The sequence below is a fragment of the Affinundibacterium danionis genome (assembly GCF_042432465.1).
In the GTDB taxonomy this organism is placed as follows: Bacteria; Pseudomonadota; Gammaproteobacteria; order Burkholderiales; family Burkholderiaceae_D; genus Undibacterium; species Undibacterium danionis.
The window spans coordinates 25,834-40,315 of the sequence record NZ_JBHLXJ010000002.1 but is presented as its reverse complement, the minus strand read 5'-3'; the positions used below and the strand labels follow the sequence as shown (position 1 = coordinate 40,315).

Annotated in this window: 14 protein-coding genes; 6 read left to right on the top strand and 8 right to left on the bottom strand. The window is 46.8% G+C overall.

Features of this window, described 5'->3' with window-relative positions:
- The first annotated feature begins 4 nt into the window (after positions 1 to 4).
- The 3 genes from ACFFJH_RS00205 to ACFFJH_RS00195 all read left to right on the top strand — a co-directional run bounded on the left by ACFFJH_RS00205 (position 5) and on the right by ACFFJH_RS00195 (position 3,306).
- A complete protein-coding gene (locus ACFFJH_RS00205) occupies positions 5 to 1,123 on the top strand; it encodes a succinylglutamate desuccinylase/aspartoacylase family protein (RefSeq protein ID WP_390209243.1) in 1,119 nt (372 codons plus the stop codon).
- A gap of 108 nt (positions 1,124 to 1,231) precedes the next feature.
- Positions 1,232 to 2,242, top strand: coding sequence for a GlxA family transcriptional regulator (locus ACFFJH_RS00200; protein ID WP_390209241.1), 1,011 nt, complete (start codon positions 1,232 to 1,234; stop codon positions 2,240 to 2,242).
- Positions 2,239 to 3,306 carry an arginine N-succinyltransferase gene (locus ACFFJH_RS00195; RefSeq protein WP_390209240.1) on the top strand — a complete coding sequence of 356 codons (1,068 nt, stop codon included), beginning with the start codon at positions 2,239 to 2,241 and terminating at the stop codon, positions 3,304 to 3,306. The genes ACFFJH_RS00200 and ACFFJH_RS00195 overlap by 4 nt, the downstream gene beginning before the upstream one ends.
- 118 nt (positions 3,307 to 3,424) lie before the next feature.
- Here the strand turns inward: ACFFJH_RS00195 and aqpZ are convergent, their stop codons facing one another.
- The 8 genes from aqpZ to ACFFJH_RS00155 all read right to left on the bottom strand — a co-directional run bounded on the left by aqpZ (position 3,425) and on the right by ACFFJH_RS00155 (position 10,265).
- Positions 3,425 to 4,117, bottom strand: a complete 693-nt coding sequence (gene aqpZ, locus ACFFJH_RS00190; RefSeq protein WP_390209239.1) for an aquaporin Z — start codon at positions 4,115 to 4,117, stop codon at positions 3,425 to 3,427.
- 337 nt (positions 4,118 to 4,454) lie between these two features.
- A complete protein-coding gene (locus ACFFJH_RS00185) occupies positions 4,455 to 5,501 on the bottom strand; it encodes an OmpA family protein (RefSeq protein WP_390209238.1) in 1,047 nt (348 codons plus the stop codon).
- A 298-nt stretch (positions 5,502 to 5,799) separates the two neighbouring features.
- Entirely contained in the window at positions 5,800 to 6,165 is a 366-nt protein-coding gene (locus tag ACFFJH_RS00180; protein WP_390209237.1) for a glyoxalase superfamily protein, read from the bottom strand.
- Between the two features lie 114 nt (positions 6,166 to 6,279).
- Positions 6,280 to 6,855, bottom strand: coding sequence for an SMI1/KNR4 family protein (locus ACFFJH_RS00175; RefSeq protein WP_390209236.1), 576 nt, complete (start codon positions 6,853 to 6,855; stop codon positions 6,280 to 6,282).
- Between the two features lie 86 nt (positions 6,856 to 6,941).
- Entirely contained in the window at positions 6,942 to 7,223 is a 282-nt protein-coding gene (locus ACFFJH_RS00170; RefSeq protein ID WP_390209235.1) for a toxin-antitoxin system YwqK family antitoxin, read from the bottom strand.
- 90 nt (positions 7,224 to 7,313) lie between these two features.
- Positions 7,314 to 7,745: a hypothetical protein gene (locus ACFFJH_RS00165; protein WP_390209233.1), complete on the bottom strand. Its 432-nt coding sequence runs from the start codon at positions 7,743 to 7,745 to the stop codon at positions 7,314 to 7,316.
- A 531-nt stretch (positions 7,746 to 8,276) separates the two neighbouring features.
- Positions 8,277 to 8,786, bottom strand: coding sequence for a ClbS/DfsB family four-helix bundle protein (locus tag ACFFJH_RS00160; RefSeq protein WP_390209232.1), 510 nt, complete (start codon positions 8,784 to 8,786; stop codon positions 8,277 to 8,279).
- Positions 8,787 to 9,086: 300 nt separating this feature from the next.
- Positions 9,087 to 10,265, bottom strand: a complete 1,179-nt coding sequence (locus ACFFJH_RS00155; RefSeq protein WP_390209231.1) for an IS91 family transposase — start codon at positions 10,263 to 10,265, stop codon at positions 9,087 to 9,089.
- Positions 10,266 to 10,628: 363 nt separating this feature from the next.
- Here ACFFJH_RS00155 and ACFFJH_RS00150 point away from each other — a divergent pair, with 363 nt between their 5' ends.
- The 3 genes from ACFFJH_RS00150 (at position 10,629) to groL (ending at position 14,191) form a co-directional block, all read left to right on the top strand.
- Complete coding sequence (locus ACFFJH_RS00150; protein ID WP_390209230.1) at positions 10,629 to 11,624, top strand: integron integrase; 996 nt, start codon at positions 10,629 to 10,631, stop codon at positions 11,622 to 11,624.
- A 384-nt stretch (positions 11,625 to 12,008) separates the two neighbouring features.
- Positions 12,009 to 12,299, top strand: a complete 291-nt coding sequence (groES, locus tag ACFFJH_RS00145) for a co-chaperone GroES (RefSeq protein ID WP_390209229.1) — start codon at positions 12,009 to 12,011, stop codon at positions 12,297 to 12,299.
- Positions 12,300 to 12,541: 242 nt separating this feature from the next.
- Complete coding sequence (groL, locus tag ACFFJH_RS00140) at positions 12,542 to 14,191, top strand: chaperonin GroEL (protein WP_390209228.1); 1,650 nt, start codon at positions 12,542 to 12,544, stop codon at positions 14,189 to 14,191.
- Positions 14,192 to 14,482 lie beyond the last annotated feature (291 nt).

Here is a 14,482-nt window from a genome sequence, read left to right as displayed (position 1 = left end):
TCGTATGGAACTCATCTCAATTCCACTCCCATCTCCTGCGCTAGGCACCAATAGAGTCTTGCCATTTTTACGTTTCGGCACACCCGGCGTTGGTCCTAAAGCCTATATCCAAGCATCACTCCACGCCGATGAATTGCCCGGCATGCTGGTCGCGCATCATTTAAGAAATATGCTGAGCGAGCTTGAACAGCAAGGCCAGCTGCTGGGCGAAGTTATTCTAGTCCCAGCGGCTAATCCTATCGGCCTTGCGCAAACCTTACTAGGAACCAGTCAAGGTCGTTTTGATCTACGCACAGGACAGAATTTTAATCGACTGTTTCACAGCTTATCGGAAAATGTTTTGGCGCGCGTGAGATCTCAACTCACAGCCGATGCCGACCTAAATAAAACATTGATTCGTGCGGCTATCCGCACTTGTCTCATGGAGCAAATTAGCACTGACGAATTGTCAGCGCAACGACTCGAATTAATGCGCATGGCAGCCGATGCCGATGTAGTCCTCGACTTACACTGCGATTGCGAATCGGTACTACACATCTATACCGGAACGCCGCTGTGGGAGCGGGTTGCGCCGCTGGCAGGATTACTCAAGGCGCACGTTGCACTTTTGGAGACCAATTCTGGGGATGATCCTTTTGATGAAGCCTGTTCACGAATCTGGTGGGATATTGCAGCGCAGGTAGGTGACGAATTTCCGATTCCCTTAGCCTGTCTTTCTGTGACGGTTGAATTACGTGGCTTTATCGATGTTAATCACGATACGGCACAACAAGACGCGACAGCCTTAATCGATTTTCTACGACTCCAAGGCCTTATCAACGGGGCGCTGTCTCAAACCATACCGCCAGCTTGCGAACCCACACCTCTGGCAGGCTGCATTCCACTGACCGCGCCAACGGCGGGTCTAGTCGTCTACCTGCGAGAGCTTGGCGATACGGTAAAAGCAGGCGATCCACTGATCGATCTGATTGACCCGGTGAGCGGTACAGTGCAACAATTATTGGCGCCTGTCGATGGCGTTTACTTTGCTCGTGAAAATCGTCGCTATGTATCACCCGGCACGCGCTTAAGCAAAGTCGCAGGTCGTGAGGCAATACGCAAAGGCTCCTTGCTATCGGCTTAGGAAAAACCTGTTACCTGTGTTATGTTGGCCGAGCGCAGTGCTTTGATATTGAGTTTGGATAAAGTTTGGATAAAGTTCGGATAAAGTCTTACGGTCACAAAAAAAACAATGACAACGCCCTTCCCTATTTCGTTGATACTGCTGCCCGGTTTCTCGCTGTTCGCACTAGGCGCCGTGCGTAGCGTGTTTGCTGGCGCGAACGAAGTACATGGTGAAACGCTTTATACCATCGAGCAATATGCAGCGGATGGTTCGCAGGTACTCTCCCAATGCGGCCTTACGCTCCCAGCGAAAACGCTTGATCAACTGCCTCTTCATCCAACAGGCTTACTGATGTTGATTGCCGACGAGCGAGTTGACGACAGCGTGGCTGATTTGGTCGGCAAGCAGCTAAGTCGCCAATTTAATTTCGCGCACAATGAGCATGAATGGGTCGTCGGTGCTTGCGGCGCTGGCGCTCAGGTATTGGCAGAATATGGTTTTTTGGACGGCTATCGTGCCGCGATACATTGGCAAATCTTAGCTGATGCGGTCAAACGCTACCCAGCTACGGTGTTCTCACCGAGCTTATTCGAAATAGATAGAAATCGTATTAGCGCAGGCGCGGGTGCGGCGGTACTCGATTTGCTATTGCATTGGCTGGGATCACGCCACGGCGCAAGCTTTGCGGCAGAAGTCGCGGCCGGACTTGGTTTAGATCGATTGCGCAGCGGCGACGAACGACAACCAGTACCGACATCGGCACAACCCGCACAAGGATCTGCACGCCTGAAAGAAGCCTTGGAATTAATGGCAGCCAATCTGGCCGAACCGCTACAAGCAGAAGATATTGCTCAATTAGTTGGTGTCTCACGCCGGCAATTAGAACGGCTGTTTCGCCAGCACATGGATACTTTTCCATCCCGCTATTATCTGGAGCTGCGACTCAAACATGCACGCCGTCAATTGAAACAAACAACGCAATCCATCCTGCAAGTAGGACTGGCTTGTGGTTTCACTTCAGGCCCGCATTTTTCCACCACTTACCGCAATTACTTTGGCTACACGCCGCGCGAAGAACGCGCCCGCCACACCATGCCGCAAGTCGCCACTAAATTCTCCGAAGAGGACACGCAATGAATCACTCGATGAATCAAGCTACGAATCACTTAGTGAAGCACTTAGACTACCTGTTGCGCCCAGCGACGCTGGATGATCTGGACACGATTGAACGCTTTTCGAAAGCCAGTACCTTCGGCATTCACACACTCAAACCAGGTCGTGCTCGATTGGCAGAACGTCTCGAACGCTCGCACAAAGCCTTTGCTGGCACAGACTCATTTCATGGCGATGAAATTTATCACTTCGTACTAGAAGACCTCAACGCAGGTCGAATAGTCGGCACCAGTGGCATAGTCACGAGCGCTGGTTCAAATGGTCGTTTCTATTGTTATCGCAACGAATTTTCTGTACACGCCAGCGAAGAATTGGGCATCAGCAATCGCGAACACACACTACGTCTGTGTGAGGACTTATCCGGTCACACACTGCTCAGTTCGTTCTATATCGAGCCAGAGTACAGCGCCACGCTAGCACCACAATTACTCTCGCGTGGACGGCTGCTTTTCATTAGAAACTTTCCTCACTTGTTTGCCGAAAGAATCGCCGCTGAAAATCCCGGCTTATGCGATGAATTAGGTAATAGCCCATTTTGGAATGCACTAGGTGGACGTTTTTTAAAAATGCCGTTTCCAGAAGCTGAACAACGTACTGGAGGACGCTCTAAAAGTTTCATCGCTGAATTGATGCCGCGCTCCCCGATTTATGTTTCTTTGTTGGCCGAAGATGCGCAGTGGGCAATGGGACAATTACATCCCGACGGCGAGCTGCCTTTTGGAATTCTGGTCTCGGAGGGTTTTGATGTGGATTCTTTCGTAGACATATTTGATGGTGGCCCCATCGCCGAAGCACGCGTCGCCATGTTAAAAAGCGTCGTGTCCGCGCTGGACGTCACATTAAAAGCCTCAGCCGACTTAGAGCAAGACCCTTATCTGGTCGCCAATATGGATCGTTCAGGATTTCGCGCGACGCTGACACGCGCCAGCGTTGTTGACAATACCTTGCAACTGACACCATCAGCAATCGAGCGACTAGGACTCAAGCTGGGATCCAGCGCTTGCGCCGTCAACGTCAGTGACACCTAAAAGAAAAAGCACAGACAAACAAACAAACAAACAAACAAGCAAAAACAAACTGAAGGCAACTATCATTACGACGCACTGTCGAAATGATCAAATGCTAGTTGCCTTCAGTATTCAAGACTTATTTTTCTTCACTCGCGCCAATAAAGCGATACACGCTAGCACCCAATACCGCACCAACAATTGGCGCTACCCAAAACAACCACAACTGCGCCACAGCCCAATCACCCACAAAAATGGCAACCGCCGTGCTGCGTGCAGGATTGACTGAGGTATTAGTCACAGGAATACTGATTAAGTGTATCAAGGTCAAGCATAAACCAATCGCAATCGGCGCAAAGCCAGCTGGTGCGCGCTTATCAGTTGCCCCAAGAATCACGATCAAGAAGAACATAGTCAAAACCGCTTCAATCAAAAACGCGGCCATCATGGAATAGCCACCAGGCGAATGCGCTCCAAATCCATTCGACGCAAAACCTTTAGCAACATCAAATCCCGGTGCGCCGCTAGCAATCAAATACAAAATTGCCGCACCTGCAATACCACCAGCCACTTGCGCCACGATATACGGCAACAACTGTTGTGCCGGAAAACGCCCACTCAACCACAGACCGACAGACACCGCCGGATTCAAATGGCATCCAGAAATATGACCAATCGCATAAGCCATCGTCAATACCGTCAAACCAAAGGCCAAGGAAACACCGACAAAACCTATACCCAAACCCGGAAAGCCAGCCGCCAACACCGCACTACCGCAACCGCCCAAGACCAACCAAAACGTACCAAAAAATTCTGCGCCATATTGTTTCATCACCATCGCCTCCCCACTTTTGAATTAAAAAAACCAACGATCACTACCAGCGTTGGCCGCCTACAAAGCGCATCTTGAAAGCGATCCTTGCAACGGTCAAGTAAGTTTCTATTAATTTAACAAATTTTTTCTTTTTTACAAGCGATGCGATTGTGCGACGAAGGGACTGATGATGGGACTGATGAAGTAGGCGATGAAGTAGATCGATGAAGAGGCGATGATAAATACAGAACTACAGACAACTATACTGCGCTAATGTTTCGATGTTGTGAACTAGGGCAGTACAGTTGCCTCGTACTGCCTACTTTCTTTTGCCTACGCCGAGTAAATAAAAAAATTAAATCGCTTTGACCAACATCACACGACGGTTCTTGGAGCGCCCTGCTTCATTGGCGTTGTCGTCGATAGGCTTATCTTGACCATAACCAACAGCTTGCAAACGTTTCGCCTCTATTCCTTGCGCTGTCAAGGCTTGCACCACGGCTTGCGCACGCGACTCGGATAGTTTTTTATTGTGTGTCGCCGAACCTTGATTATCGGTGTGGCCTTCAACTTTTAAACGCAAACTCGGATCAGTATTGAGCAACTTAGCGATCTCTGCGACTACCGGCTTGCTCTCTTCTTTAATGACTGCACTATCAGTATCAAAGGCCAAATACAAGGCGATCTCTCCCGCTTTTTGCAAACCTTCTGCCATCGCTTCCGCCTTAGTCAACGCGACCGTTTGTTCAAAGGCTTTTTCTTCCATTGTCAGCAGCCATGTGCCTCGCCCATCATCATAAATACTTAGGCCAAACCAAATATTTTTTTGTGGTGTTCTTACGAGGAAAATCTGATAGTTCGCCCCACCGTTATTCACGCCTAAAACACGCATTTTCTTTTCCAGAATCTCATTGTTTTCTGGGTAAAGGCGCTTGAACTCGGCGTCTGCTGGCATCAATTGATTTACCTTGACGCCCCCCAAAGACTTAATCAGATTTTCGTAATTGCGCTGGGATTCAAGTGCCGACATATTCACTGTGGTATGTGGAAAATTGCGCACAAAAAGTTGCCCTTCCACCTTACGTAACTCTTTGCCCACGACCAAATAAACTTCATCGAACCGAGGCTTTCTATCCGTGCGATAGCCATCCTCCAGTTTCTCTGGATAATCCAGATACGGATAAGCAGGCAACTTGACCGTCGATACAGGTACCGATTGGATATCAAAAGGTGCTACTTTATTTTCTGCAGAGGGAGTTGATGTCGCTGCACCTGCTTCTACGGCAACCGCTGCAGTAGATGCACTACTGGAAGACGACGCTGCCATCTTTGCGGAATCGGTTTTCTTTTGGCAGGCACTAAGTGCAGCGATTAAACAAACAATTAAACAAAATTTTTTCATGGCTCTTTCAACAAAAAATTAACAATGGAAAGTAAATACAACCTAACTACAAAGCAGAAGTCAGCGAACTTCGGTAGTTTTCAGCAAATAAATTGGAATAAAATTTTATGCGGCGAGTGTGCCGCAATCTTGATCTAAAAGGCAAGCTTTTTACACTTTATTTCACTACATGAGAGTGTTTAATGCCTGTCCATTTAGCACATTGTTAGATAATCGCCGCGTGCATTTTTTTCAACTTCGCGAGGCACTCACAAACCCGTAGAGTTGTTTCGCAATGATTGTTTAGGCCTTAGTGTTGTCATGTGCAGGCTGATTCATTAAACAATATCCTGTTTGAAAACGGATCGGTTACCGTGAAGCACCTAGCGCCCCAAGGTGCATTTTCTATGCTTGGTTTATTGTATTTATAAGGCTTGGCAGTGATTTGAGCAAAGAGTTTATCAAGCTCACTTACATTGACGAAAACCTTACTACCAGGCGTACAGTCACCAGAATGTTCACTTAGGTGAAGAACAAAATCACCAAGCGATACTTGCATATAAATTGGAAAGCCATCTTCAAAGCGATGCTCCCAATCCAAATTCATACCAATAAAACCAAGGTAAAACTCTTTGGCTTTATCTTCATCAAAAATCCGAATTATTGGGATTGTCTGAAACTTCATGTCTTCTACTCCAATACACATAAGGTTAAATTAAAAAGCACAAACGCAAATCAGTAAATTTTAAATTTGTGCAAATTGTCTCTGCATTTTCGAATGGGAAGCTCGGAAGTCATGTTAAACATTTTTTCGTAGGTCATCGATGTTAGTCTTTCCTCGGCATGCTTCTTCTAGCGAATTTGCGACAAACCAACATTCATCTGAATCCCATCCCAATGAACTAGCATGCGACGCAACAATTGGGTAATCACCTGTACTTGAATGCCCACGCATATCAAAAATATAAAATGTGCCTCCGCCGTTAAATGCAAATGGTAATCCCATTGGCATGTATTCGGGAAATTCGTAAGCAAGTAGCATCGCCCTTAAGCCATTGGTGGGATGCAATGCTGGAAAAAACTGAAAATGGCGATCTTCATTTGAAAAATCACCACCATTCGAGAACCTTAGAAACTCTAAAAGGCTTACTGGGATTTCGAAAGTAGGAAGAGTCCACAACTTTGGATCAAACGTCCGGAAGGAAACATGCAATAGATCATTTTCATTAAAAGGATTATGAGAAGCTTGCTTTCGGGTGGCGGAAATCTCATCGAAAGATAATGGTGCAAAAAGCGTACGTAAAAGATCCCTCAGCTCAATTTCTGAAGCACCCGGTCGCTCGGCACTGTCTGTAAATATCGTGTTCCAGTTCATTGGCTACAAAAGAGATGTTTAACGTTGAGTTCACCTACGCCGAAGGCGTGGGAGTACAACGACATGTTAAAACTAAATTATTCACTTCATGCTCCACTCTCATCCCAATATTTCCATTTGCCCTTTTCGATGCCATAGAGGTAATTTCCTTCCGCGGCGACCTGTCCATTTTCATGGAAGTCGCGCCAAAGTCCATTTTCAACACCGTTCTCGTAATTACCTTCCGAAGCGAGAGCACCGTTTTCATGGAATGCACGGAACAACCCGTGACGCACCCACTTTGTACCGTCCTGGGAGAGATATCGGGAATATTCAAATCGTGTAGCTCCCGACTGGTACGGTATCATCGCGATATTCAAATCACTCATGATTTTTAACGTTTAGGTGCCGGGATCGCCGCCACCAACAAATAAAATAATATCGAAATCAGTCGCGGCGATTCCCCGCCGACTGTCAAGTTAAATCTCAAGTTCAATCTCAATACCCCGTTCGTCATAATAGCGAATGCCGCGAAATAACTCGGTCTGGCCAGACCAATAGGCTCGTGCTGAAACTGGAAACGCTAAATTCGACGCCAAGAGCGTATCTTTAAAATGAGCTATTTCCGATTCTGTCGGCTTGCGAACGCCATGCCAAAAAGAGAACCACTCATTATCTAGGTAAATACTATATGACTTTGAACCGTCGTACATGCCGAAATACTCTCTGTCACCATTAAATTTGAAGACAGCTAGTTCAAGCTCAAGTACGTTCTCATCAAACTGCTCATGAGAATCTGGTACGACATATTCAAATGCGTCGTACCCACCTTCATCGTCATTGAGATAACACCAACGATGTGATTTCAAATCGAGCACCGTAATATCCTCGATACGTTTTGGCTTGGACATACACATTGAGATTTAACTATTTAACTGAAGGGCATCGCGGTTTTTGCGATGTCCCTTTCCGGTGAAACGTTCTCTGGAATAGAGAGCGGCGAGCAACGGCAAAGTAATTTTATCCACGAACTCTCCAAAATTTTGCCCGTTCAAATGCTTTACACCTGAAGCGATGATCGCCTGTCCGAATCAACGACTCGTCGTTATTCGCGCTGGTGTTCATCGCTTCACTATATAGCATTCTTTTCGAGCTGTATAAACATACAGTTGTTGTGTACTATATTTGGTTCACCAAACTTGCACACTAGCTCTCTATTTCCAGGGAACGTTTTAGTTGTGCGGCACCCCGAAGGGGAAACCGCGTAGCGGTGTCCGCTACCAATGCCTTGTTGCACGGGGCGTCTACAGCTGGTTGNCCAACAGTGCGAACAGGCAAAAGCTATTTGCATAAGCCATCCCCAAACACACGCAAATAAATCGGGCTCGTCCAACAAACGGTTCAGATCGTGGCCGCTTCGCGTCACGATCTAACCTTACTCGTTAGGCATGATTGGATTTTCTCCACTTTCTGAGTCGCCCGCAGGCATTGGTGTATGGAGAAGAGGTATTAAATTGAATCATCCTTCCCATAGTCCATTTTTCATACCATAGCTGTCCATAGAGTTCAGAGTCGTCATGGCTTTCCACCAATTCAACTATTTTACCCTTGGCGGAATTCAGCCGCACAACCAAGTCATCAAATGGAACGCCTTCATAGTCTTTGTAAAATTTTCCCGCTAGCGACCCCAGTTCATTCCACTTGAACCCGGTCTCGGGGAAATCAACTTTTTCTCCTAATGCCATTTTCGCGTGCCATTTCAGAACTAGTTCGTTCCAGCCGACAAGATACGACATCAAGTTATGAGGGCTCATTTTGCTGCCTTTGGCATGTCCATCCATAGACTTGTCCAAGACGAATTCAGCAGGAATCAGTGCAATTTCACTGCTTAGTTTCTTATGTTCTTTCTGGATTGCAGAAAGAAGCTCGGTCTTGTTTTGCGGTACTGACATGCTGATGACCTGTTGCCTAACGTTTTAGTTGTGCGGCACCCCGAAGGGGAAACCGCGTAGCGGTGTCCGCTACCAATGCCTTGTTGCACGGGGCGTCTACAGCTGGTTATAAATTAGTTATGGAGATTTTAAGAGTTATCAGAAAAGGAAGCAATCGGATTTATCTTCAAAATCGAAAGGATTGTTAAAACGATGCAGGCAATATTTACACAATGGTGGGGCAGTATTCTCTGATGGCAATGGAAACGTGAGAAATGGCGAACTCGAGACGAGTTGAGACAAGCACGAATCGACATTGTGCTAGACATGGCGATCTCCTTGCGCAGGCGATCGTGGTGGATCGTGATGCGGAGCGATGTTTCGGACATGGCCGATAGCCGCACCGCACACCGTACAAACATGCGCAGTGGGTCGCGTGGCGTGATGCGCGTAATACGCTTGCCAAGTCAGTGGTTCCATCTTGGTGATGGGCGCTTGACGGAACACGGTGCGTGCCAAATTCAGTCGTGCTGTTTTACGCGGTGCGTACAAACCATAACTACGCACCGTATGTTTGCCGGGTTCGGGTACGTGTTGCAAAACCAGTTTCAGAAAACCCTCCGGCGTGTGAGCCGCGCAAACCGAGCGATACGCAGTAGCGCTATCACGATGCGGTGTATACGTAAAATTAACCTGCTGCGCATTGGTGAGCCGAATCTGACCATCATGCAATGGACCTCCACGTACGTAGCGCGCTAAATACTGCACCAAGCCCTGGCCGTGATCGTAACGGGTTTCAATACGCACATTCCACTTCTTCCGAAACAGATGGTTCAAGCATGAATGCATGCGCTCATGACTCACATCATCGGGTAGGCGCAGCGTTTGCCGCTCGATGGCGCGTCGCAACTGCGCGAGCAATTTACCGCGAAATTTAGCCATCAGTACCCGTGCAGGTAACAGACAACTGCCTTTGGGGTGCTGCCAACCAGCATCAGAGAGACCACCATCAGTGATCAAACAATGCAAGTGTGGATGCAAAGAGAGGGATCGCCCCCAAGTATGCAGTGCCAAGACATAACCCGGTTCAGCACCAGCAAGTCGCCGCTCATCGTTGAGTAATTCTTGCAGACATTGACTAGCGCACTGAAACAGCAATTCCATCATCGCGGCGGTATTGCGTTGCCACAACGGGTTCAATTCATGGGGAATGGTAAAGATGATGTGATGGTGCGGGCAATGGAGTAATCGTTCGCGCTGTTGCTGCAACCAACGCGCCATTTGCAGGCCTTTGCATTGCGGGCAGCTGCGATGCTTACAGGAGTTATACCAGACGCGTTCAACATGCCTTTGAGGACAAGCCTGTACGTGACCACCTAATGCCGCAGTACGACAGCGAGAAAGTTTATTCGCAGCCCGATACCAATGCGGCGGTAAGCGTTCAGTATCAGCCAACTGTGAGAAATGGCGCTGAAAAAGACGCTGCAATGTACTGGCCATTGGTCACCTCTCTTAACGCTAAGAACCTGTAAACCAGCGCTTTACGCGTCCTCCCGCGTAGCGGGACTAGTGCAACGCCTGAATTAAGCCGCGCCACGAAGTGGNCAGCCAACTGTGAGAAATGGCGCTGAAAAAGACGCTGCAATGTACTGGCCATTGGTCACCTCTCTTAACGCTAAGAACCTGTAAACCAGCGCTTTACGCGTCCTCCCGCGTAGCGGGACTAGTGCAACTTTAATTTAATTTGACAAAAATGCATATTAACTTGTCGGTCAAAAAAACACAATTTGTTCGAAACCTCTTGAAATGCTCATGAAACCTCGCTATATTTGGTTATACTGAATATATATACAGTATAACCAAATGAACAAAAACATCACTTCACAGACAGTCGCAAAACCCCGGTTATTAGACCAGGTTCGTGAGCGCATGCGCTATAAGCATTACAGCTTATCTACAGAAAAAGTTTATGTTTATTGGATTCGTTTTTTTATTCGCTGGTCTGGGCTACGGCACCCGCTAGAAATGGGAGTAAGGGAAGTTGAAAACTTTTTGACTATGTTGGCAACAGAGCGACATGTATCACCGTCTACACACAAACAAGCACTCTGTGCGATCCTATTTTTATACAAAGAAGTTTTGCAGATAGAACTGCCTTGGATGGAACAGATAGGCAGACCAAAAACACAGCAGCGACTTCCGGTTGTATTCACCAAATTAGAAGTTCAAAGTATCTTACAAGAACTTAATCGTACCCACACTGAATATGGCCTATTTGCGAGTCTTTTGTACGGCACTGGCATGAGAATTATGGAGGCCGCTCGCTTGCGTATTAAAGATATTGATTTTGATCATTCAGCGATCATCATTCGAGAAGCAAAAGGAGGGAAAGAACGCGTAATCATGCTACCTGACAGCTTACGGACGTCGATGCAGAATCAAATTCAACAAAGTAGAAGAATTTGGCGTGCCGATCTGGATGCACATATGAGTGGTGTTGAAATGCCTTTTGCCATCGATAAAAAGTATCCACAAGCAGGACACAGTTTGGCTTGGTTTTGGTTTTTTCCACAAGCAACTTATTCTACAGATCCTCGCAGCGGCATCGTACGACGGCATCACCTGTATCCCCAAACCTTTCGGCGCGCATTTACGACCGCACTGAAGCAACTAAACTTACATAAACCTGCAACGCCACACACACTACGCCATAGTTTTGCTACCCATTTATTACAAAGCGGTTGTGATATTCGTACAGTTCAAGACCTACTTGGGCATAGTGATGTGAGTACAACGATGATTTACACCCATGTTCTAAAAATTACTGCGGGCGTACGCAGCCCACTCGATCACCTGTAATCAAATCTCTTGTTACAGCGCGCACAAACAGATATCACCCCAATTTGCCATTTTTTTTGCGCCAGACACCTAACCTATCGATGCTAAGCCTCTGATTTTTAAAATAAAACCGCTATTTTCAACTTTCTTCCTTGAAAAAGCCCCACCTCGCCCATATAATTAGCACTCAGCGAGAGAGAGTGCTAACAATGACCTTTATAGCTTTGTTGGCAGTTTCCTCTAGCAAGATTTTTCTGGCGAAATAGGACTTGAAAAGACTTGCTCTGCTCTTATTTAGTGCGCTGGACGTACTTAGTCGAGCATAGCTGGATTGGTTTAAGCCATTTATTTTGCAATTTTATTTACTTTGGTAATTTTACTTTTGTAATTTTTTTAGGAGTTAGTATGAATCTTCGTCCCCTGCACGATCGCATTATCGTTAAACGTTTGGATCAAGAAACAAAAACAGCATCCGGTATCGTTTTGCCTGACGCGGCAGCTGAGAAACCAGATCAAGGTGAAGTACTGGCGGTTGGTAACGGTAAAGTATTGGAAAACGGCACAGTGCGCGCTTTGGAAATCAAAGTAGGCGACCGCGTATTGTTCGGTAAATATTCTGGTCAAGCTGTCAAAGTGGACGGCAATGAAGTCTTGGTAATGCGCGAAGAAGATGTTTTCGCGATCGTTCAAAAGTAAATAAAGTACGACTAAGCTACTGCGCGACCGAATTTTGAACCTGCGATGCTCATCGTACTAAAGTACGATTGCGCTTCTCGATCCAAACTTCAGTCGCTCGCTACGCTTATTCATACCTTCTTAAACAGAATTTTTATGTAATTGCCTTCTGATCTTTTACCTCAAAAGTGCTCACTTAAATTAGTCGAGTTACCGAGATCAGAAATTCAATTCCAAATTTCATCCTTATTCGGAGAATTAATATGGCAGCTAAGCAAGTAGTATTCGGCGATGACGCACGTGCAAAAATCGTTAACGGCGTCAACGTGTTGGCGAATGCAGTTAAAGTCACTTTGGGCCCTAAAGGTCGTAACGTCGTTTTAGAGCGTTCTTATGGCGCGCCTACAGTAACTAAAGACGGCGTTTCTGTAGCTAAAGAAATCGAACTGAAAGACAAGCTCGAAAACATGGGCGCGCAGTTGGTAAAAGAAGTTGCTTCTCGCACTTCTGACAACGCTGGTGACGGTACAACAACAGCGACTGTATTGGCACAAGCCATCGTTCGCGAAGGTTTCAAATACGTTGCTGCTGGTTTCAATCCAACTGATTTGAAACGCGGTATCGACAAAGCGGTTGTAGCTTTGGTATCTGAAGTAAAAAACATCGCACGTCCAACAACGACTAATAAAGAAATCGCTCAAGTTGGCTCTATCTCTGCAAACTCTGACCAAAACATCGGTGACATCATTGCTAAAGCGATGGACAAAGTCGGCAAAGAAGGCGTGATCACTGTTGAAGATGGTAAGTCTTTGGAAAACGAATTGGATATCGTTGAAGGTATGCAATTTGACCGTGGCTACTTGTCACCATACTTCATCAACAATCCAGAAAAACAAGCCGTGATTTTGGATAATCCATTCATCTTGTTGTTCGACAAAAAAGTCTCCAACATCCGTGATTTGCTCCCAGTATTGGAACAAGTTGCTAAAGCAGGTCGTCCATTGTTGATCATCGCAGAAGACGTTGATGGCGAAGCATTGGCAACTTTGGTGGTGAACAACATCCGCGGTATCTTGAAAACCGCTGCTGTTAAAGCGCCAGGTTTTGGTGACCGTCGTAAAGCCATGTTGGAAGACATCGCGATTTTGACTGGTGGCCAAGTGATCGCTGAAGAAGTTGGTTTGACTTTGGAAAAAGCAACTTTGGCTGAATTGGGTCAAGCAAAACGCGTTGAAATCTCTAAAGAAAACACCATCATCATCGACGGCGCAGGTCCAGCGGTTGGTATCGAAGGTCGCGTTAAACAAATCCGCGCTCAAATCGAAGAAGCAACTTCTGACTACGACAAAGAAAAATTGCAAGAACGCGTGGCCAAGTTGGCTGGCGGTGTTGCAGTGATCAAAGTTGGCGCAGCAACTGAAGTTGAAATGAAAGAGAAAAAAGCACGCGTTGAAGATGCATTGCACGCAACTCGTGCAGCGGTTGAAGAAGGCGTTGTTCCTGGCGGTGGCGTTGCCTTGTTGCGCGCACGTGCAGCAGCTGGCGTGATCAAAGGCGACAATCCAGATCAAGACGCAGGTATCAAATTAGTCTTGAAAGCCATCGAAGCACCATTGCGTGAAATCGTAGCAAATGCTGGTGGCGAAGCAAGTGTAGTGATCAATGCCGTAGTTAATGGCTCTGGCAACTACGGTTTCAATGCTGCTAACGACACATATGGCGACATGATCGAAATGGGTATTCTCGATCCAGCTAAAGTAACACGCTCTGCATTGCAAAACGCAGCGTCTGTTGCTGGCTTGATTTTGACAACCGACGCATTGGTTGCTGAGTTGGCAGAAGACAAACCAGCTGCTGGTGGCCATGATATGGGTGGCATGGGTGGTATGGGTGGCATGGGCGGCATGATGTAATTTGCCGTAGCTGATTAGCGTTCTAAGTTCTCCGCTTCAAAAGAAAGCCTCGTTATTTCGGTAACGAGGCTTTTTTATTGGTACTGCCCGGAATAATTTTCTTGTCAGTTTTTGTGTTGTATTCCCTTCTCCCGCAAGCGGGAGAAGGGTTAGGGATGAGGGGCGTTCAGGTTCGGATTAAGCAATCGGAGCATCAAATCTCGATGAATTGAGACTTTTTTCTTGCTTTGCGACTGCTGAACCACCCTCACCCTAACCCTCTCCCGCCTGCGGGAGAGGGAATATTTAACG

Coding starts and splice junctions, on each gene's coding strand:
- ACFFJH_RS00205 (WP_390209243.1), top strand. CDS start 5: ATGGAACTCATCTCAATTCCACTCCCATCTCCTGCGCTAGGCACCAAT.
- ACFFJH_RS00200 (WP_390209241.1), top strand. CDS start 1,232: ATGACAACGCCCTTCCCTATTTCGTTGATACTGCTGCCCGGTTTCTCG.
- ACFFJH_RS00195 (WP_390209240.1), top strand. CDS start 2,239: ATGAATCACTCGATGAATCAAGCTACGAATCACTTAGTGAAGCACTTA.
- aqpZ (WP_390209239.1), bottom strand. CDS start 4,117: ATGAAACAATATGGCGCAGAATTTTTTGGTACGTTTTGGTTGGTCTTG.
- ACFFJH_RS00185 (WP_390209238.1), bottom strand. CDS start 5,501: ATGAAAAAATTTTGTTTAATTGTTTGTTTAATCGCTGCACTTAGTGCC.
- ACFFJH_RS00180 (WP_390209237.1), bottom strand. CDS start 6,165: ATGAAGTTTCAGACAATCCCAATAATTCGGATTTTTGATGAAGATAAA.
- ACFFJH_RS00175 (WP_390209236.1), bottom strand. CDS start 6,855: ATGAACTGGAACACGATATTTACAGACAGTGCCGAGCGACCGGGTGCT.
- ACFFJH_RS00170 (WP_390209235.1), bottom strand. CDS start 7,223: ATGAGTGATTTGAATATCGCGATGATACCGTACCAGTCGGGAGCTACA.
- ACFFJH_RS00165 (WP_390209233.1), bottom strand. CDS start 7,745: ATGTCCAAGCCAAAACGTATCGAGGATATTACGGTGCTCGATTTGAAA.
- ACFFJH_RS00160 (WP_390209232.1), bottom strand. CDS start 8,786: ATGTCAGTACCGCAAAACAAGACCGAGCTTCTTTCTGCAATCCAGAAA.
- ACFFJH_RS00155 (WP_390209231.1), bottom strand. CDS start 10,265: ATGGCCAGTACATTGCAGCGTCTTTTTCAGCGCCATTTCTCACAGTTG.
- ACFFJH_RS00150 (WP_390209230.1), top strand. CDS start 10,629: ATGAACAAAAACATCACTTCACAGACAGTCGCAAAACCCCGGTTATTA.
- groES (WP_390209229.1), top strand. CDS start 12,009: ATGAATCTTCGTCCCCTGCACGATCGCATTATCGTTAAACGTTTGGAT.
- groL (WP_390209228.1), top strand. CDS start 12,542: ATGGCAGCTAAGCAAGTAGTATTCGGCGATGACGCACGTGCAAAAATC.